The sequence below is a fragment of the Candidatus Desulfatibia sp. genome (assembly GCF_036446775.1).
Taxonomy (GTDB): Bacteria; Desulfobacterota; Desulfobacteria; order Desulfobacterales; family UBA11574; genus Desulfatibia_A.
Window position 1 is genome coordinate 1 of sequence record NZ_JAZFTO010000017.1, and the last position, 18,575, is coordinate 18,575.

The 18,575-nt window shown below is 45.6% G+C and carries 16 protein-coding genes; 7 read left to right on the plus strand and 9 right to left on the minus strand.

Features of this window, described 5'->3' with window-relative positions; translation table 11 throughout:
- The 4 genes from V3S16_RS00770 to V3S16_RS00785 form a co-directional block, all read left to right on the plus strand.
- Positions 1 to 276 (plus strand): sugar transferase (locus V3S16_RS00770; protein WP_413882766.1); only part of this gene is annotated, 276 nt, incomplete at its 5' end.
- Complete coding sequence (locus V3S16_RS00775) at positions 276 to 593, plus strand: sugar transferase (protein WP_413882767.1); 318 nt, start codon at positions 276 to 278, stop codon at positions 591 to 593. The genes V3S16_RS00770 and V3S16_RS00775, both read left to right, overlap by 1 nt.
- 641 nt (positions 594 to 1,234) lie before the next feature.
- Complete coding sequence (locus V3S16_RS00780; RefSeq protein ID WP_413882768.1) at positions 1,235 to 2,647, plus strand: sigma-54-dependent transcriptional regulator; 1,413 nt, start codon at positions 1,235 to 1,237, stop codon at positions 2,645 to 2,647.
- 38 nt (positions 2,648 to 2,685) lie between these two features.
- On the plus strand, positions 2,686 to 3,369 hold the full coding sequence (locus V3S16_RS00785) for a metal-dependent hydrolase (protein WP_413882769.1): 684 nt from the start codon (positions 2,686 to 2,688) through the stop codon (positions 3,367 to 3,369).
- A 362-nt stretch (positions 3,370 to 3,731) separates the two neighbouring features.
- Here V3S16_RS00785 and V3S16_RS00790 read toward each other — a convergent pair whose 3' ends face one another.
- The 5 genes from V3S16_RS00790 to V3S16_RS00810 all read right to left on the minus strand — a co-directional run bounded on the left by V3S16_RS00790 (position 3,732) and on the right by V3S16_RS00810 (position 12,070).
- On the minus strand, positions 3,732 to 6,011 hold the full coding sequence (locus tag V3S16_RS00790) for a hypothetical protein (RefSeq protein ID WP_413882770.1): 2,280 nt from the start codon (positions 6,009 to 6,011) through the stop codon (positions 3,732 to 3,734).
- Between the two features lie 349 nt (positions 6,012 to 6,360).
- Positions 6,361 to 7,158 (minus strand): ATP-binding cassette domain-containing protein, encoded by a 798-nt coding sequence (locus tag V3S16_RS00795; RefSeq protein ID WP_413882771.1) that lies wholly within the window; start codon positions 7,156 to 7,158, stop codon positions 6,361 to 6,363.
- A gap of 6 nt (positions 7,159 to 7,164) precedes the next feature.
- Positions 7,165 to 8,463: a hypothetical protein gene (locus V3S16_RS00800; RefSeq protein ID WP_413882772.1), complete on the minus strand. Its 1,299-nt coding sequence runs from the start codon at positions 8,461 to 8,463 to the stop codon at positions 7,165 to 7,167.
- A 253-nt stretch (positions 8,464 to 8,716) separates the two neighbouring features.
- Positions 8,717 to 9,598, minus strand: coding sequence for a hypothetical protein (locus V3S16_RS00805; protein ID WP_413882773.1), 882 nt, complete (start codon positions 9,596 to 9,598; stop codon positions 8,717 to 8,719).
- 144 nt (positions 9,599 to 9,742) lie between these two features.
- Positions 9,743 to 12,070: a vWA domain-containing protein gene (locus tag V3S16_RS00810; RefSeq protein ID WP_413882774.1), complete on the minus strand. Its 2,328-nt coding sequence runs from the start codon at positions 12,068 to 12,070 to the stop codon at positions 9,743 to 9,745.
- A gap of 384 nt (positions 12,071 to 12,454) precedes the next feature.
- Here V3S16_RS00810 and V3S16_RS00815 point away from each other — a divergent pair, with 384 nt between their 5' ends.
- Complete coding sequence (locus V3S16_RS00815; RefSeq protein WP_413882775.1) at positions 12,455 to 12,850, plus strand: hypothetical protein; 396 nt, start codon at positions 12,455 to 12,457, stop codon at positions 12,848 to 12,850.
- A gap of 38 nt (positions 12,851 to 12,888) precedes the next feature.
- Here V3S16_RS00815 and gltX read toward each other — a convergent pair whose 3' ends face one another.
- From gltX to V3S16_RS00830, 3 genes are all read right to left on the minus strand, one after another.
- Positions 12,889 to 14,370: a glutamate--tRNA ligase gene (gene gltX / locus V3S16_RS00820; protein WP_413882776.1), complete on the minus strand. Its 1,482-nt coding sequence runs from the start codon at positions 14,368 to 14,370 to the stop codon at positions 12,889 to 12,891.
- A gap of 329 nt (positions 14,371 to 14,699) precedes the next feature.
- Positions 14,700 to 15,272: an HD domain-containing protein gene (locus V3S16_RS00825; protein ID WP_413882777.1), complete on the minus strand. Its 573-nt coding sequence runs from the start codon at positions 15,270 to 15,272 to the stop codon at positions 14,700 to 14,702.
- Positions 15,269 to 15,583: a hypothetical protein gene (locus V3S16_RS00830; RefSeq protein WP_413882778.1), complete on the minus strand. Its 315-nt coding sequence runs from the start codon at positions 15,581 to 15,583 to the stop codon at positions 15,269 to 15,271. Before V3S16_RS00830 ends, V3S16_RS00825 begins: the two co-directional genes overlap by 4 nt.
- Before the next feature lie 389 nt (positions 15,584 to 15,972).
- On the opposite strand from V3S16_RS00830, the gene V3S16_RS00835 reads away from it, so the two are divergent.
- Complete coding sequence (locus V3S16_RS00835) at positions 15,973 to 17,040, plus strand: M20 family metallopeptidase (RefSeq protein WP_413882779.1); 1,068 nt, start codon at positions 15,973 to 15,975, stop codon at positions 17,038 to 17,040.
- Between the two features lie 103 nt (positions 17,041 to 17,143).
- Here V3S16_RS00835 and V3S16_RS00840 read toward each other — a convergent pair whose 3' ends face one another.
- Positions 17,144 to 17,452, minus strand: coding sequence for a thioredoxin family protein (locus V3S16_RS00840; protein WP_413882780.1), 309 nt, complete (start codon positions 17,450 to 17,452; stop codon positions 17,144 to 17,146).
- Between the two features lie 516 nt (positions 17,453 to 17,968).
- Between V3S16_RS00840 and V3S16_RS00845 the strand changes: the two genes are divergently transcribed.
- Positions 17,969 to 18,574 (plus strand): hypothetical protein, encoded by a 606-nt coding sequence (locus V3S16_RS00845; RefSeq protein ID WP_413882781.1) that lies wholly within the window; start codon positions 17,969 to 17,971, stop codon positions 18,572 to 18,574.
- The last annotated feature ends 1 nt before the right edge of the window (position 18,575 follow it).

The window sequence follows — 18,575 nt, forward strand, 5'->3', positions numbered from 1 at the left end:
CTTTGGGTAATTTTGCCATCGTGCCCCTACCCTGGGGACTTGGGGGTCATACAATTTAACTTTTCTTCTGGTGTCACCTATGACAGTCGCGTTACCTGGATCGGAAAGATAATGCGCAAAACCAACCTGGATGAATTGCCCCAATTCTGGAATGTATTGCTTGGCGAGATGAGCATTGTCGGGCCAAGGCCGGAGGACTTTGGGGGACGGTCATACAATTTAACTTTTCTTCTGGTGTCACCTATGACAGTCGCGTTACCTGGATCGGAAAGATAATGCGCAAAACCAACCTGGATGAATTGTCCCAGTTCTGGAATGTATTGCTTGGCGAGATGAGCGTCGTCGGACCAAGGCCCGAGAGAGAGCACTTTGTAGAGCAATTTAAAAATGATATTACACAGTACAAGGTGCGCCATTTAGCCAAATCCGGTATTACCGGCTGGGCCCAGGTAAATGGCTGGCGCGGTGACGCCTCCATTGAAAAACGCGTCGAGCACGACATCTATTACATAGAAAACTGGTCCTTCATGTTCGATCTAAAAATCATCTTGCTGACCCTGTTTGGGCGGGAAACGCAAAAACACGCCTATTAGTCCGCAGATTACCCCGGTTAAATACGCCCGCCCGCCTCGCCTGAAGGCGGAGCCGATGGCGGGCAGGCTACGCTGTCACTGACGTGAATTGAACGGGGCAGGCGCAGATTTCACAGATTAATTACTGTAAACAAATCTTTTGTGTTCTAATAATTTAGTCAATAATTGGACGACAATCAAGGGAAAAAACAATGGTCCTGCTATTGAAACATTTTTATCCAATCATCCACACAACCAACTTGAGAAGCGCATTTCACCGGAGCGACCTCTGATCTCCGTCTTTTTTTATTCGTGGCCATTCGAGCAATTCGTGGCCACTGCTTACACTAATTAGCACTACATGTATAGCCTCGTTCCTGAAAAAACACTACGCCTTTTTATCCCGCCGAGGTTTGGCGGGGGTATAGGAACCTTTTTTTTTAGGCCCCGGTTAAATAGGGTGAGGCATTTAATAGGGTAAACTTGACATTTGCCGCATCCGGGTAGTACAATTATCTGAATTTATGTTAATAGTGAAAGGCAGAAGGTGGAAAGCCGCCTACGCTGAAGCTACGGCGTGCCAAGGTGAAAGGTGAAAAGTGACCAGTGACAAATGACAATCGGTAAATGACAACCGGCAAATGACCAATGACGAGTGACAAATGACACAAGTACTGATTATCGATGACGACCGCGCTATGTGTGAGATGCTTGCGGGTCTGGTTAATCAAATGGGGTACAAGGCTGTTTGTGAATACACCCTGGATACCGGCCTGAAAGAAGTTCAGTCCAGGCCCTATGATGTTGTACTACTGGATGTACAGTTGCCGGATGGAAGCGGCCTGGATATTTTGCCGAAAATTCGCGAGACCGACTCATCACCGGAGGTAATCATTATGACCGGTTTCAGTGATGAAGACGGCGCTGAAATAGCTATTAAAAGCGGGGCCTGGGATTATATCCAAAAGACCGATTCACCCCAAAAGATCACCCTGCCATTGAAACGGGTTATTCAATATCGTGACGGCTTAATAAGAAAGCAGAAATCACCGGTAGCTTTAAACCTGGACGGGATTATCGGCACCAGTACCCAAATGAAAGCCTGCTTCGACCTCCTGGCCCAGGCCGCCGGCAGTGACGTCAATGTTTTACTGGCGGGTGAAACCGGAACCGGCAAGGAGCTTTTTGCCCGGGCCATACATAAAAACAGCAGGCGGTTGGAGCAAAATTTTGTGGTTGTGGATTGTACCGCTCTTCCTGAGACGCTGGTGGAGAGCCTGCTTTTCGGGCACCAAAAGGGAGCCTTTACCGGCGCTGACAAAAATCGGGAAGGCCTTGTTTTACAGGCTCACGGCGGCACCCTGTTTCTGGATGAAGTCGGCGAACTCCCTTTTACCGTTCAGAAGGTTTTCCTGCGGGTTCTTCAGGAACTCCGCTTCCGCCCGGTGGGGAGTGAACAGGAGGTCAGGAGCGATTTCAGACTGGTTGCGGCAACCAACCGGAACATTGATCAGTGGGTTCAGGCCGGTCGTTTCCGCAGTGATCTTTTGTATCGACTGCGGGCCTTGACGATCAGTTTGCCGGCCTTAAGAGAGCATCCTGACGATATAGGCCAGATGGCCATCTATCATGTTGCCAAGCTTTGTGAACGCCATCAGCTTAAGCACAAAGGGTTTTCGCCGGAGTTTATTGAAGCCCTGACGATCTACCCGTGGCCGGGAAACGTCAGAGAACTGATTAAAACCTTGGAAGTTGCGGTCACGGCAGCCGGCCCCGGCCAGATCCTGTTCCCCAAACACCTGCCCGAATACGTCCGTATTTTTACCACCCAATCCGTTATAAAAATAGATCGGCCTCCTAAAGACCGGGCTGAAAAGATAAACGCTGCTTCAATGCCACTTAAATCTTTGAAAGAATTTCGAAAAAATGCCACAGCCCTGGCTGAAAGGGAGTACCTGCAAGAGCTTGTATCGCTCACCCGGGGCGATACCAAAGCTGCCTGCCAAATATCCGAACTGTCCCGATCCCGTTTTTATGAGCTGATTAAAAAGCATAGTATCTCCATCCCGGGATAAAATCGTGTTACGAATTCATTAAAGGAGAGAGGTGCGTAATGACAGTAAAAATTACCTGGTACGGTCACGCCTGTTTTTTGATAGAAACCGCAAAGGCCAAACTGCTGCTGGATCCTTTTATCAGCGGCAATCCCCTGTCACCGGTTCAAGCCGATAAAGTTGCACCCGATTATATCCTGGTTTCACACGGCCACGGCGATCATCTGGGGGATGCCGTTGAAATTGCCAAACGAACCGGAGCAACGGTTGTTTCCAATTATGAAATTCAAAACTGGCTGGTGGGGCAGGGGATTGATAACGCTCATCCGCTGCATATCGGCGGCGGTTTTGATTTTCCGTGGGGGCGGGTGAAACTGACCATAGCCCAGCATGGATCAGCCCTGCCGGATGGTGCTTACGGCGGCAATCCCTGTGGGTTTTTGCTTTATCTGGAAGCGAAAAAGATCTATCACGCCTGTGACACCGGTCTGTTTTACGACATGAAGCTAATCGGCGAAGAGGGTATCGACCTGGCAATTTTACCCATTGGCGACAATTTCACCATGGGACCCGACGATGCCCTGCGGGCGGTCAAACTGATCGAACCGGCGCAGGTGGTGCCTGTGCATTACAATACGTTTGATATGATCAAGCAGGATGCGCCGGCCTGGGCCTTAAGGGTGGAGCAGGAAACTTCCGCTCAGGTGACGGTTATGAATCCGGGCGATCAGATTACACTTTAATGGCGTCGTAAATACAGAGATTTAATTTTCTTTTTTTATTTAGACAGGATTTACAGGATCTTCAGGATTTTCTTTTCCCCTTTCCGAACGAAAGGGGGAAAACCAAGTCCGCTGACGCGGAGGCACTTGCTACACATTAAACATCAGAATTTACGAATACAATTAAAACTCTATTGAATTTCAGATATACTCTACCGCCGAAGGCGATGATGTTTTAGCCGTTTCATCCCTGCTTTTAGCGGGATGTCCGCTGCGCTACCACAGGCAGGGACGGCTAAAGATTAAAAATCCTGTAAATCCTGTCTAATATAAAATAACCTCTGCGAACTCTGCGGCTCTGCGGTGAAAAATTAAAATGCCCTTTACTCCCCGTATTTTTCTATGTGACGTTTTATTTTTCTGCGTTTGGACGCGGGAATGATTGACCAGGGTCCCTCGCCGTTTTCAACGCTTTCATACATTATTTCAAGGCCCTCTTTGACAAGGTCTTCATCAGCCTCATTTTCTTTTTTCAAGCGATCTATTTCTATTAAAAAAATTACTTCGGCCCGGTGTCGCACAGGCAGTGACAGCAATCCTCTGATACTTTTATTTCCCGAACGTTTAAGGCTGGCAATTTGGGTGCTGTAAACCTGCTCAAAATGATTTAGAGATGATGTATAATTCCTGGTGTTGAAATTTTTCATGGCGCCTTTAAGTGCGGTTTTACGATCGACTGTTTTTTCAGGGGCCGCGGGTTTAACGGGAGCTGCTATTGCCGCTGCCCGGGCATTTCTGGCGGCCGCAAATTTTTGCTCAGCAGCCTGCAATTTTGCAAGAAGCCTCTGACTTTCATCAATTTTAAGGCGGTAGATGAACTCAACATCAATGGCCGCCGGCAGGGCCGTGGCTTTTTTTTCAGCGCGTTGGTAAAACATCAAGGCTGATTCCAGATTTTGAACGGATGCGGGTGCAGCTTGGCTGAAGCGGTCGCCGGCATCGATCTCTCTGAAAAAAGCGCTGAGCCCTAAGGTATTCTGAACGCGCTCTCCGGCCAGATGCTGGCTTAAGAACTGCTGGTTGTCATAAAGGAGTTTTTCAGCCGTGGGCCACTCAGACGGGTTTAAAGCAGCTACGATGCGGTCATAGGTTTGGCCGGCGGCAAGTTCTTTTTGCTGCGTTTGCAGGCGCGCAAGGTGTTCCTGACTCGCATTGATTTTAAGGCGGTGGATAAACTCAACGTCAATAGCTGCCGGCAGGGCCTGGGCTTTTGTTGCGGCGCGTTGATAAAACATCAAGGCTGATTCGATGTTATTAATGGATGCGGGTGTGGTTGTGCTGAAGCGATCGCCTTCATCGATTTCTCTGAAATAAGCGATGAGCCCGGAGGTAGTCTGTTTGCGTTCTTCATCCAGGTGCCGGCTTAAGAACAGCTGGTTGTCATAAAGGAGCTTTTCAGCCGTCGGCCACTCAGACGGGTTTAAAGCCGCTACGATGTGGTCGTAGGTTTGGCCGGCGGCAAGTTCTTTTTGCTCTGAGTGCAGGCGCGCGATGCGCTTTTGACTTGCATCGATTTTAAGGCGGGGGATAAAGGCAACGTCAAGAGCGGGCGGCAGACTTTTAGCTTTTTGCGCGGCGCTCTGATAGGAGATCAGGGCTGATGCGAGGCTTTTAATGGATGCGGGCGCCACCTGGCTGAGACGGTCGCCTTCGTCGATGTCTTTGAAAAAAGCTACGAGCAGTGCGGTATTCTGTTGGCGTTCCTGGTTGAGATTTTCACTTAAGAATTGCTGGTTATCATAAAGGAGCTTTTCGGCCGTGGGCCACTCAGACGGGTTTAAAGCCGCCACAATGCGGTCGTAGGTTTCCCAGGCAAATATTTCCTGCTGTACTTCTTTTGCAGTGATTTCATCTATTTGGATATCGGAAGCATCAGATTCGATCAAGCCGTCACCATGTTTATAAACGGCCTTGACATAATATTCATCTACCTGACCGGCGGTTCGGGGTGCTTTGACATGCGTCTCTTCAACCTGCCCAAAAGGCTCTTCATTTATAAACAGCTTATATCCAACGGGTTCTGGTGCTGCTGCCGGCCGGCTCCAACCCACAATATTATTGTCATTTTCACGTTTCATATAAAGCCCGGTCGGGGCGGCAGGCAGAAAGCTGATTTTAATTTGGTAAACCCGATTGTCCAAAGAGTAGATGACGGCGGCATACTTGTTGATATTCGACTCTAAGATTTCGTAATTATGGTCGTTTATCAGGGGGATGTGGTCAATACCAAGATAAAAATCGACACCGCTGTCGTCCTTGGGAAGCCATAATTTCAAATTGTCACCCCCGATATTTTGTATAATTCCGAAGGTCTCTTTATAGCTAATGAGGCCGGCCTTGACCTTTTCCTGCATATTTAGGTCAAAGATCTGTTTTAAAATGATCGTGTTTCTGATTATTCTCTTTTCGGAGGCATCACTTTCGGCAAGTTTTTTGAATAAAATTTTGAGAGGGTAATTCTGATAAACGCTCTTTTGGGCTTCGAATTCCTTTTTGGTTATAAAATCAACTGCAAAGGCAGAAGTGCTGTGCAGGCATGTTAAAAACATCCCCCAAAGAATAATAAGCGAGATTGTAGCAAATTTTCCTGTTTGATTTTTCATTTTTTCCTTCACTTTTCTTTTTTTATTTAGACAGGATTAACAGGATCTTCAGGATTTACTTATAATTTTCACAGTTTCCTGCCTCCGGCTCGTAGAGCCTACGCCTCGGAGAGAAGAAACTGTGAAAGACTAATCCACCTATCGGTGGAAATTAGATTATCGAGCTCGAATCACATAAGTGACCGTGGCTTTCAGGTATTACATATTCGCCGAAGGCGATGATGTTTTAGCCGTTTCGTTCCCGCTTTCAGCGGGACAGGCCGGAAACGGCTAAAGATTAAAAATCCGGTCAATCCTGTTAATCCTGTCTAATATAAAAGACCTTTTCAGGGCCACTATCAAGCCACCCTTATGAGGGGCGGTTATTGGCTGACATTTCTTTTTGAATCTGCTGAATCTGCCGGCCAAAAAAATCTTGCGGATCATTATTTTCAAATATTTCTATGTGCCGAGAGTCGATATTGGGAGGGCTGTTTTTTTGCCGGTTTTCGGTAACAACTCGCAGCGTGCTTAAATGCTCAAAGTTCTTATCGTCCTTAATCTTTTCACCTATCCAATGGTCGATAAAAAAGACGGTGGCAAGTTCTTGTTGATAAGCTTTTTGCAGGGTCATCCAAAAATAGTGACGCCTTTCGGCATCCAGGTTCGTGAGCGGTTCATCTAAAAACCAAACGGGCTTTTTCTCGTCCAGAACTATATCCATTAATATTTTCTGCTGCTGGCCTCCTGAAAGCAGATCCGGATATTCATGCGCAGAGAAAGAGGCGGCCTTTTGCCGGTCGGATCCATTTAAAATCATATAATTGTCACGTGTGGAAACAGGGAGGAAAAAGGCTTTTTGAGGGAAGATGCAAAAACTCTTTTCCCTGATTTCGGCGGCCCTGATGTAATTAAAACTCTTGGCATTATATGTTTCGCCGTCAAATTTGATGGTCCCCTTATCAGGACCGGCTGCTCCTCCAATACGGCCGACTGTTAACGCCAGCATGTTGAGCAGGGTTGTTTTACCGGAGCCGTTATCTCCCTGCAGATAGTAGACGCCCTGTTTAAATTCAAGGGTGTCGCCGCTTTCCAGAGTAAAAGTAATTCTGAATGAGGCGTCATGGGTCAATATTAAAGGGAATGTAATTTCAAAACGGCCGGTCATCGTTTATCATCCTTTGTGCAATGCATGCAGGTTCAGGGTGTTGCCGGTAAACGGGCTGAAACACCACTTGTTAATGGGGTGGAAAGCTGCGGCCGCAGATAAAAGAGTTATTGCCAGCGGCAGCGCAATGTAAGCCGAGGACCCCGGGTCACCGAAAATCAAATACAGAAGGTAGGCCGCAAGGATGCCGCCTTTGACAAACAGCATCAAGGAGACCGGCAGCAGCCAAAAGATGAATAACAGTTCCCTGATTCTGTTTTTGAACATAAACAAGAAGGCAATTTCGGTTTTCAAATGGATAAATGCAAAAAGCGATATCATAAAAGGAAAAGCAATCCCCATGGATAAATCCGTGAGATAGAAATTTATATGATTGGAACGGATATCATCATTGATCTTCTTTACCCTATCTTTCAAGATATGCGACTTTTCATAAGAATAAAGGTAGTACCCCTGAGAATGCAGCTGATTGATGTAATCCATAAAGTCGGTTTTTATGTCGATATTTTGATACATCAGCCAGTTCCAACGAGGCTCTAATACCTGCGGAACATAGAAGGGGACGTATCTGGGATAGGCATCGATGTCTTGATACATTACGTTATCCTGATATACTTGGGGGATAGCCAAATGTGCTTTATCGGTTTTGATGGTGGCATCTTTTTCATAACTGACTGATTCCGCCAAATCGATAATATCGGTAGTGTTGTCGTATTTGATGTTTGTCAATATGTGTAAAAAATTCAACGGAATAATAAGTTCCACTCTGCTCAGGTATGGGTTCGGTATATGATTTGGGTTCAGGGGGATTCTTTTAATATTGTCGATAATAGATTTTTTAATCGAATTATAAACATCAATCCTTTTATCCCAAACGTTTTCCCTTATCATATCGGCAAGGTCGATCAAATCAAATCTGAGGGTGTTGTGTCTGCTCGCAATAACAGCCTGATTGAGTGCGGTGCCGTTGTGATCAATATAATTGTTTCTGACTTTTATGGTATAATCGTCGGTGCGCTCTTTTACAAAAAAGTCATCGACAAAACTTTGGATATGATAAACGCTGTACAACAAATTGATGGCGTCTTTGCTGCCGGAGTCGTCCGGGTGACTTGCTGCGGATGGAGCAAAAAAGTGAATAAACAGATTATTTTGATATATAAAGGCCTGCTTGACAATTTGAGCGCCGAGATGCTGTAGTTTCCGGTAGTGCCCAGCCAGAAATCGTCCAAAGCTGTTTTGGGAGCGCATGCGCACAAAAAATACTTTGAAAGCCTTTTGGTTTAAGATTTCTTTTTTCAACATTTCTGCTTTGTGGAATTTCTTTACGTAGCTGAATGTATTAAAGCCCATCATTACCAAGAAGGCTATCACGAGGCAGACGAATCGCTTTCTTGTGGACTTTCTAAAAAGCATTTTAAGGCACACAACCAGCAGTTTGTGAAAGTCATTTGTCATTAGTTCGGGGTTCAGGGTTCAGGGTTCAGGGTTCGGGGTTACTGCCTACTGCTTACTGTTTACTTTTCACCTTTCACTTTTGACTTTTCACTGACTTTAGTTACTGGATATCTTCGTACGCCCAGAGAGTTATTAGCATGTTTCTGCTCATACCGATTTCATATGCATATATTTTTAATTCTCTTGAATATTTCCTGCCGAATCTGGAAATGATGATTACCTGGTCGGCGAAATCGGTTCCATGTAAAGATTTCAGGTTATCAAGCACTTTTTGGTAATATTCCAGGGTGTCGTTTTCCAGGGAGAGTCCCATTTTGTCGGTATCCAGCTTTTCGATATCCTGATAAATTTTGAAATAGTAGCTGTTATAGTTGCCGGCTTCATAGTAATAGAAATAATGGGAGAAATCCGGATTTTTCAGGAAGCGCTTAACGCTCCCATAGTATTTTCGCAGGTCGGCATCGAAACTGTTAAAATCGTAAAATAAAAATCGTTTGGAACCGCTGCGGATAATGTCCTTTTTATCGCTCAAGGATACTGCGGCGATATGATCGATGGTCAGTGCCGGATAGTATTCGCTGCTGTCAAGCTTGACCCGCACCGGCCCGTTCAGGATGCGATAGCGGATATCCTGCCGGCTGCGGTCATAGGCAAATTCGATCTGAAATTTTCCCTTGTAACGGTTTTTAATAACCAGCTGCAGATCATAATTGCGCAGAGATGATGGAGGATCGGCAACCAGTTCCCAATAACCTAACTCTCCAAGAGAGATCGACTCCTGCTTGGCATTTTCGATCAGGGCTAAAAAATTATAACCGGCCGTAGTGCCGGTTACGCCGATCTTGAAAACACGGTTGTTGTCGTTGCTCAGTTGTATGCGTCGGCCTTTAAAGAGTGTGTCCGCGTGGATCTCACCGGCTAATGCCCAGCCGGCTAACAGGACGATACAGAACCATTTGACGGGATGTAATTTTGTTTTCATATGATGTATGCTGGTTTGGGTTCAGGGTTACTAATAATTAATAATCAATGGTTAATCAATAATCAATGGTTAATTGATAACTAATAATTAATTCACTTTTCACCTTTCACCTTGGCGCGCCGTAGCTTTAGCGTAGGCGGTTGATCACCGACTGGGGGCATAAAGCTCTCCGACCTTTAGATACATAAATTTACGTTGTACGGCCTGGTTAAAGGAATTGAGGTGGAACCCGCGCTTGGAAATATATTCTGCCAGGGGACCTTTATCCTCGCCCAGGGCTTGGTTCCAGAGAATCTCTTTTCCGGGTTCTTTGCCGGTTAAGGCTTTATAAAATACCGCGTCCGCTGATTGGAAGGTTCTTTTTTCGATAAGAGGTTTGATATGATCATATAGTTTTCTGGCTCTTTCGATATCGTCAACACTCACAAGTGAATTTATAATAATCAATTTTTTAAGATCGGACAGAGAAACATCATCCTGAGTTCTGATGGCTCTTAAAAAAGACTCTACCGGTTTGGCCGGAATCGCTATGCGCTGATCCCAAACGGTGGGGTTATCAATATCCTTTATATATTTAACGACGTGGTTCAGCACCTGAATTTTGCGATCGCTCCATTTACGCATTTCCGTCAACAGTTTTTGATCTGAAAAATAGAGGATAATGTCTTTGGGCATTTCTTCAGCGCCCTGGGTTTTAAAAACATGATCGACGTAAGCCTGGATTCCGTCCAAAAGTCGTTTGTGCTGTTTGGTGAAAGCCTCTTGCCGTTCTTGCTTTGATTTCAGCTTTTCAGCTTTGAATTCGAATTTTCTAAAGGTGATATCCTGGCCTTCAGGATTAGCGGCTTCAAACCGGGCGATCAGGTCTTTTAAATTACGGTAGGCATCGTCCGGGGTGTCGTTTAAATTGGCGGGGGACCGGATACCGTGGTCGGTCGGATAGATAAAGTAGACGCTCAGATTAAGATCCAGCACTTTTTGGGTAACATAGGATAAGGTTTCTTCGGACAGGTCATTGGGCCCGGCATCCGTTATGATAAAAAGCAGTTTTGCATGCAAAGGAAGGATCTGCCGTTCTTTTTGTAAGGATTCGATTTCATGAAGGACTTTTACCATGGCCCGCATCAGAGGCTCGGCGTAATTACGGTCCCTGGAACCCTGGGCAAAGGTGAGATTCTCGGGCCTTTTTACCCGGATAAAATTGGGTTCGGCCTTCATATCTTTGTGGCTTTCAGGTGAATCCCAGTATGCAAAGACGCGGTTCATTCTTAATCCAATACCTTTTTGCCTCATATCCTGAACGCTTTTATTAAAAGACTTCACATAGTCGGCAAAAGGGCGCATGCTTTCGGATACGTCCAATAAAAAGAAGGTATTTAAGTTTCTTTTGATGGAACTGGCCAGCAGCCGCATGAGCCTGGGCGTAAAAGCGCCCGGAATGAACACCTTGGCATAATACTTGCCTTTGATGTACTGCGGGTAGGCTAATTGGGGAAATCCGAAATGAGTATAAAATTTATGCAGGCTCTCCTGATCGAGTTTTTCCACAATGTCCCGAAAGAGCCTTTCTTTTAAATAAACATGCTCTACGTAAAATTTGTTGATTTCACCAGCTTCCAAAGACTCGTCTTTACCCTCCTGGTCATTGAAAAATGCTACCGGCTGCAAGGGATGGTAATAGAGCCTGGATCTCCACAGGGTGATATACTTTTTTTCGACCCAGCCGATGATTCCGATATCCTCTCTATCACTCCTGTAGTCGAATTCATTAAAATCCTGGGCCAGCAGGTAATAGCCGTTTTGATAATCGAGTACTTTGTAAAAATCGTAATCCACAAGGCTTTCCGGAGGAGTGGCCGAGTCCGTTTTATGATCTTGCCAGCTGTTCCAAATTGTAGGGAATTCATCGGCTTCGCCCGGCAGGCTCAGGAAGCCGTACACAGGAATGAAAGCTCTATTTTTGTCCAGCAGGGCATTGTACCAGAGAAATCCTTTCTCGAAATCAGACACATTAATCGTAAATATTTTTTTATCCCTTTGCCTTACTATTTTAAGTTCCTGTTTATCCCAATCGATTTCAACAATATAAAAAACTTCCTGGAATTGGATTTTATCTTGTGGATAAAGGCTGTCCAGGCTGCCATAAGGGAAGTAAGCTTTGGCGTGGGAGATGAAGAATATCCCCTCATTGGGATCGGCGCTAAAAGCGTATCCTGCGCCGTGCTTTTTTTCAACCGCGCTGCGGGCCGAGGCCCATAGGTTCATGTCAAGTTCATGATAGATACGCTTGAGCGTATTCATGAAGCCGTCGGGTTTGAACTGACCTTTCCAATCATGATCAATTGAACTGGGGCGTTTAATATTTACCCGGCGGTCCGCATTCAAATCGGGCGGAATGGCGCTTGCCGGACTATGGGCTAACAACAATGCTCCGGCAAACAGCAAAACAATCATTTTTTTAAAGCAGGTCATTTTTTACCTCCGCTACCTTATTTAGCTCAACGATCCCGACGACGGGATTTCGCTTTGCTCAACCCCGGTGCCGGGATCTTCAACTTGCAGATCTGATGAATTCGTAAAAAGTCGAATTCATCACGTTTTAGGTGTCACGTTTTAGGTTATTGTTTTACGATTATTTGCAAATACTTAAAACTTAAAACCGGCTTCGCCCTTGATGCCGCAGATCTGGCGCATCCTCGGCTTCCGCTCAATTGAGGTATAATGAATTGAAGCTTTGGAGTCAATCAAAAACGTAAACGGCTTTGTTCAATAAATAACCGTGATAGGTGGTTGATAACGGATGTTAGAATTGGTATAAGTGGATGAATTAGACTTTTTACGAATTCATCAAGGGTTATGAAGTCTATACTAATAAAAACTATTGATCTTGAAAATCATTTGATCTTGCAGCTTTATGACGAGTCCATTAAAATGATTGGAGACAGGTGGCTGGTTACTCTGGTTGCCCGCATGAAGGTTCCGGTCGATGAAGCCTTGATTCAAGAAAGTGAAACTTTCTCGGCAAACAAGGATAAAATCATAAAGGCGCTTGGGAAAGAGGTTGTTTTCGAATATAAAAACAATCGCATTTTTGTGGACGAAAGCGAAAAGGAGAGCATCTTTCAAGAATTGTATGATAATTTTATTGACAACACCCTGCCGTATCTATCCCGCCCAAACTTTCCCGAACGGTTTTTGTTAAAAAAAATCAAGGAAGAGATGAAGAGGCAATTACAAAAAAGGCAACCCTGAACTTCTGAACTCTGAACCCTGAACGGTTACTTATGTATTTATTCAAAAAGGGCTGTGGCTTTGTGCAGGCGCCGGACCACCCGGTCGCGGCCCAGGACGGTGAGAATATCAAACAGACCCGGGCCCGCCAGCTGCCCGGTGACTACTGCGCGCGTGCCGTTGGTCAGGATTCCTACTTTAAGCCCCAATTTTTCCGCTAGGGCGCGGATTGTTTGCTCGGTTTCTTCGGCGGTAAAGGCTTTGACGGTATCCAGGCGCTCGGCCAGCATCGGAAACCATTCTTTCAGTTTTTCATGCTTGAGGACGTGCTTTTTCAAGGCCTTGGGCTCAATGGGATAGTCTTCGGAAAAATAGGCGCGTCCCCGGGTTACAAAATCGGTGGTTAAATGATAGCGGCTGCGAATCAGATCAATGGTATCAAGGTACCAGGCGTGTTTTGTGGTTTCAAACTCCGGATTCCAGATTTCAGCTTTTTCCAGCTGCTCCCGGACATAAGGTTCGATCTCTTCCAGCGGCAGAGTCCTCAGGTAATGGGCGTTAATACTAATTGCTTTGGGATCGGTAAAATATTTAGGATCGTTTTTTCTGATGTCAAAAATTGAATTGGCACGGCTGAGCCCTTCCAGTGAGAATGCTTCAATAAGCTCCTTTTTGGAAAAAAAGTCCCTGGAATCGGATGTTGACCATCCCAGCCGGACCAGAAAGTTCACCAGGGCCCAGGGCAAAAATCCGTGCTCTTTGTAAAAGTGCACCGCTACCAATTCTCCGTGGGTCCGCTTGGAGATTTTGGCCTTTTGGGGATCCAGCGTAAGGGACATGTGTGCAAATTCAGGAATCGGTACTCCCAGGGCCCTGTATATGAGAATCTGCTTGGGTGTGTTGCCCAGTCCGTCCTGACCGCGGATAATGTGGGTGACTCCGTCGCGAATGTCATCAACGGTATTGGACAAAAGATACAGCGGCTGCCCGTTGGTGCGCACGATTATAAAATCCTCCAGGTCTTTGTATTTCTTTTCAACCGTTCCATAGACGATGTCGTTAAATACAATGGAGCCTTCAGTGGCAGGCAGCTTCAATCGAATCGAATATGGGGCATCGTCCGCTTCCCTGGCGGCAAGCTCCTCGGGAGTTAAGTTGCGGCAGGTGCCGTCGTATTGGAATGTGATTTTTTTCTCAATAGCCGCCCGGCGCTTTTTTTCAATCTCTTCTTTGGGACAGAAACATTTGTAGGCATGACCGCTATCGATGAGTTTGCGGGCGGCAGCTATATGCTCATGGATAAAATCTGATTGAAAATAAGGTCCCTCGTCCCAGGTAATCCCCAGCCACTTCAGGCTTGCAATAATGCCCTGGATCGATTCGGCCGATGATCTTTCCGCATCGGTGTCTTCTATTCTCAAAATAAACTTGCCGCCGGTTTTTTGGGCAAAAAGCCAGTTGAAGATGGCGGTGCGGGCACCGCCGATATGCAGGTATCCGGTGGGACTCGGCGGAAAACGTACGATTACTTCCTGCTCCATATCATTACACCTTATTTATTTAGACAGGATTAACAGGATCTTCAGGATTTACTTATAATTTTCACAGTTTCCGGCCTGTCCCGCTGAAAGCGGGGAAGAAACTGTGAAAGGCTAATCCACCTATCGGTGGAAATTAGATCATCAAGCTCGAATTACATAGGTGACTGTGGCTTGCAGGTATTACGTATTCGCCGCAGGCGATGATGTTTTAGCCGTTTCGTCCGGAAACGGCTAAAGATTAAAAATCCGGTCAATCCTGTTAATCCTGTCTAATATAAAATAACCTCTGTGAGCTCTGTGAGAGATCAAAATACTTAAGTTAGTTAATCTTATCCTTGCAGGCCGATTTCTGCGGCGACTTCCTGCATGCCCATAATCGTATCAGTAATCAGCTCGGCAATCTCCATGCCCAGCATATTACAACCTTTTTCAATAATGGAGCGGTCGACACCGGCGGCGAATCTTTTGTCCTTCCATTTCTTTTTTACGGATTTGGCTTTGAGATCCATAACGCTTTTAGACGGGCGAACCAGGGCGGTTGTCACTACCAGGCCGGTCAACTCGTCGATGGCATAAAGGACTTTTTCAAGCTCTGACCGGGGTTCAACATCGCTACAGATCCCCCAGCCGTGACTGATCGCCGCCCGAATGTACTCCTGGGGCCAGTTATGCTCTTTGAGGATTTCCTCGGTTTTGCGGCAGTGTTCTTCGGGAAACTGTTCATAGTCAAGGTCATGAATCAGGCCGATAATGCCCCATTTGTCTTCATCTTCCCCGCGTTTGCGGGCCGCAAAGCGCATCACTCCTTCCACGGCCAGGGCATGTTTTATGAGGCTGTCGTTTTGATTGTATTGGGTCAGAAGGCTGTAAGCTTGCGGCCGTGTGGGTATATTTGAATTCATTTTTCAATAATTTCGGACTCCAGTTTATGCGCCAAATCGAGCGCAACCGTAAAGGCATCATTAATTTTAAACAGCTGCATTTTGAATGTTTTCAGGGATGCAGGTGTCGCCACGATCGTTTCTTCACTGGTAAAAAGGTCTTGAAGATATTTTGCTTTTTCAGTTAATTCAGAAAGGTTTTCGGCGAATATTCCGATTTCTGCGGCCCACTTTTGGCGTTCGTCAGCCGGAAAAGCGATGGGTTTGAAGCCCATACCTTCCACTAAAGCCTCTATGTTATAATCTGATGGATTTGCTATAATTTCGTACATACTAAACTCCTTTTAGATGATTTTACAGAGTAATCTGCAACAGGATTACACTCTACACACTTCACAGCAGAAAATCCATAAAATTTATGCCATTAATTTTAAAAAATCCTTTTCCTTGACGCTAATAAACTGTTTAAATATATTCTTTCGATGTAACCGTTCAAGGGTTCAGAGGTTCAAGGGTTCAGAGGTTCAGGGTTCAGAGGTTCAGAGGTTCAGGGTTCAGAGGTTCAGGGTTCAGGGTTCAGGGTTCAAGGTTTGGGGGTAGTTAGTAAAGGTTAACAAAGAAAAAGCAACCCGACTCGGCTGAGCTCGTCGCAGGCTGAACGGGGAACTCTGAACCTTTGAACGCCCACCTTTCGATTAATTCAATAGGAATAAAACGCGCCATGCGAGAGATTATCGATCTTACCAAAGACCTGATTCGATTCCAAACCGTACCTTCAAAACCGCAGGAGATCAAACGATGTGCAGCATTTGTTGAAAATTATTTGCGCACCTGCGGGGTCGTATACAAACGTTTTGATTACGAAAACACCCCCTCCATTCTGGTTCTTCCCCAAAACGGTTTTGCCCCGGTGCTTTTGATGAGCCACATTGATGTGGTTGATGCGCCTGCAGAACTTTTCAAGCCATTGGAAAAAGATCATAAAATTTTCGGCCGCGGAAGCCTCGATGACAAATATGCTGTGGCCCTTTCGCTGGTTCTGTTGAAAAATCACCTGCTGAGGCTTCGGAAGCAAGGCCGCAGCCGGAATGATTTACCCTTCGGCGTTTTGATTACCGCAGATGAAGAAAGCGGTGGTTTCAACGGCGCCAAAAAGGTGCTGGGTGAAATTAAAACAGACTTTTGTATCGTTCTTGACGGCGGCAGTGTTGAAAAGATGGTTGTTAAAGAAAAAGGGATTGCCACCGTCAAGCTCATGTCACGGGGAAAGGCGGCCCCCGGTGAAAGACCTTGGCTTGGAGAGAACGCCATGGAAAAGCTGATTGACGATTTTGTAAGGCTGCGTGCATATTTCGTCAAATCGGCTCCTGCGCACCAGGACAGGGCCGTGGTTATTACTAAAATTCATACCGGAAATTTACATGATCAAATTCCTGAATACGCAGAGGCATCGGTTGAAATTCGGTATACAGGTAAAGACGATATGGAGCGGCTTTTTTGCACAATGCAAAAAGAGCTGCACAGTCAGATCGTTGTCGAGGCTGTCGAGCCGCTTTTTCCGGGCGGTGAATCATCACATTTAAAGTTGCTGTCTGACATTTCAGCAAAGACCAGGGTCGGATTTGAAGACGGCGCCAATGACGCCCGATTTTTAGCACAATTCGGTATTAAAGGGATCGTCTGGGGGGCTGACGGCGACCGCAGCCGGCATACTCCGGACGAGCACGTCGACATTGAGAGCGTTTATGAACTTTATCGGATACTCGATGAATTCATGACCCTACTTTAGTGTTCATTTTGGATTCGTGGTTGGACACTAGCTAACTCTGAACCCCTTGGCACGACGTAGCTTCAGCGTAAGCGGCTGAACCCAGAACCCCTGAACGGTTACCTCAAATATATGGCGCAATTTTCATCATGATTTCATGTTTGGGTAAAGCGCCTGGAAAACTTTCCTGTAATTGGCCGTTATCAAATACCAGGATATAAGGAAGACTCAAGATATTATATTTTGAAGAAAGCATCGGGCTGGCGTCAACATTCAGTTTGGTCACCCTTACCCGTCCTTTGGAGTCTCGGGCGAATTCCTCAATAACAGGAGTTGTCGTTTTACAGGTTGCGCACCAGGTCGCCCAGCAATAAAGCAGTACCGGTAAAGGAGATTTTAAAACTTTGGCGTCGAAGTCTTGGTCACTAACCATAACGGGGCGGCCGGAGAACACCGTGTCCGTTTCCAGAGGAGCTCCACATTTACCGCTGGGGCTAAAAATTTTTACAGATTTGTCGATAATAAAAATTGTACAGGCTTAAAAAGTCTAAAACAACTCAAGATGCAGACTAAAGCACAACCGGCACAAATAATAAAATTTGTATGAATTACAACGTGCAGAGAGGTTAGCCCATGGCACCGCTTTCATCCAGGGCGGGCGGCGGCGCTTAAGATAGCTATTCAGCATAACCTCCTCACCTGAATTTATCAGAGCTGTTCCTGAACAATGCACTTCATCCTGGATAAAATATTGGGGTTAACCCGGATTTCTCACCTCCAAAATGAATTTTTGAAGAGAAATGCGGGCTAGGCTACTTTCCTGTATTCCGCTAAACCCATCACTCCATCATTTCACTGACACAAATATTATAGATAAAAAATTTGCATTATTAATAATGTTCATTTATATTAAGTAATGAACTGTAAAACCATTGGTAAGGAGGGGAAAATGAAGCCCGACGAAAAAAGAGAACGGCAGAAGGGCATATCCCTGCCCCGAACTTCCACATCGGACCTGAGGGGCCGGCAATCTGTGCGCGCTACCTTCAGGCTGACCGTGGGATGTATTGATGCCATCAGCATTGTCGCTGCTCATCTGGGTATTAAACAAAAGTCACTTTTTGATCATCTGGTTGAAGATACAAGTTCGTTAAGATCAATTGCCCGCGAAATTCAGCATGTCAAAACAACAAGGCAGAGTCGCGTTCAAAAAACGTTTGTTATCAGTAGAAAATCGCTGTCATCATTGGATAAAGTTTCTAAAAATTTTGATACTCCCCGGGATGCCCTGGTGGAATATTCCGTTCAGAGACTATTGCCTATTATCGCCAGGGAGCGGGAAAAACACGAACAACGCAAAAAGGTACTTGGCGGGATAGCGAATCATTACAAAGAGGGAGAGCGACTGTTAAAAAGAATAAGAGACTTATTGGGAGTTGAAGATCCGGTTTATAACAAACTTGAAGCAGCGATGAGAGTTTATGAAAACGCTTATAGCAGTATTGAATCTTTTATCGAGAGAAGTAAAATCATAGAAGAGTTTCAATTGGAATAAG

What these genes read in the sequence shown, in the direction of transcription:
- V3S16_RS00775 (WP_413882767.1), top strand. Translation starts at nt 276, where the DNA reads ATGCGCAAAACCAACCTGGATGAATTGTCCCAGTTCTGGAATGTATTG.
- V3S16_RS00780 (WP_413882768.1), top strand. Translation starts at nt 1,235, where the DNA reads ATGACACAAGTACTGATTATCGATGACGACCGCGCTATGTGTGAGATG.
- V3S16_RS00785 (WP_413882769.1), top strand. Translation starts at nt 2,686, where the DNA reads ATGACAGTAAAAATTACCTGGTACGGTCACGCCTGTTTTTTGATAGAA.
- V3S16_RS00790 (WP_413882770.1), bottom strand. Translation starts at nt 6,011, where the DNA reads ATGAAAAATCAAACAGGAAAATTTGCTACAATCTCGCTTATTATTCTT.
- V3S16_RS00795 (WP_413882771.1), bottom strand. Translation starts at nt 7,158, where the DNA reads ATGACCGGCCGTTTTGAAATTACATTCCCTTTAATATTGACCCATGAC.
- V3S16_RS00800 (WP_413882772.1), bottom strand. Translation starts at nt 8,463, where the DNA reads ATGTTGAAAAAAGAAATCTTAAACCAAAAGGCTTTCAAAGTATTTTTT.
- V3S16_RS00805 (WP_413882773.1), bottom strand. Translation starts at nt 9,598, where the DNA reads ATGAAAACAAAATTACATCCCGTCAAATGGTTCTGTATCGTCCTGTTA.
- V3S16_RS00810 (WP_413882774.1), bottom strand. Translation starts at nt 12,070, where the DNA reads ATGACCTGCTTTAAAAAAATGATTGTTTTGCTGTTTGCCGGAGCATTG.
- V3S16_RS00815 (WP_413882775.1), top strand. Translation starts at nt 12,455, where the DNA reads ATGAAGTCTATACTAATAAAAACTATTGATCTTGAAAATCATTTGATC.
- gltX (WP_413882776.1), bottom strand. Translation starts at nt 14,370, where the DNA reads ATGGAGCAGGAAGTAATCGTACGTTTTCCGCCGAGTCCCACCGGATAC.
- V3S16_RS00825 (WP_413882777.1), bottom strand. Translation starts at nt 15,272, where the DNA reads ATGAATTCAAATATACCCACACGGCCGCAAGCTTACAGCCTTCTGACC.
- V3S16_RS00830 (WP_413882778.1), bottom strand. Translation starts at nt 15,583, where the DNA reads ATGTACGAAATTATAGCAAATCCATCAGATTATAACATAGAGGCTTTA.
- V3S16_RS00835 (WP_413882779.1), top strand. Translation starts at nt 15,973, where the DNA reads ATGCGAGAGATTATCGATCTTACCAAAGACCTGATTCGATTCCAAACC.
- V3S16_RS00840 (WP_413882780.1), bottom strand. Translation starts at nt 17,452, where the DNA reads ATGGTTAGTGACCAAGACTTCGACGCCAAAGTTTTAAAATCTCCTTTA.
- V3S16_RS00845 (WP_413882781.1), top strand. Translation starts at nt 17,969, where the DNA reads ATGAAGCCCGACGAAAAAAGAGAACGGCAGAAGGGCATATCCCTGCCC.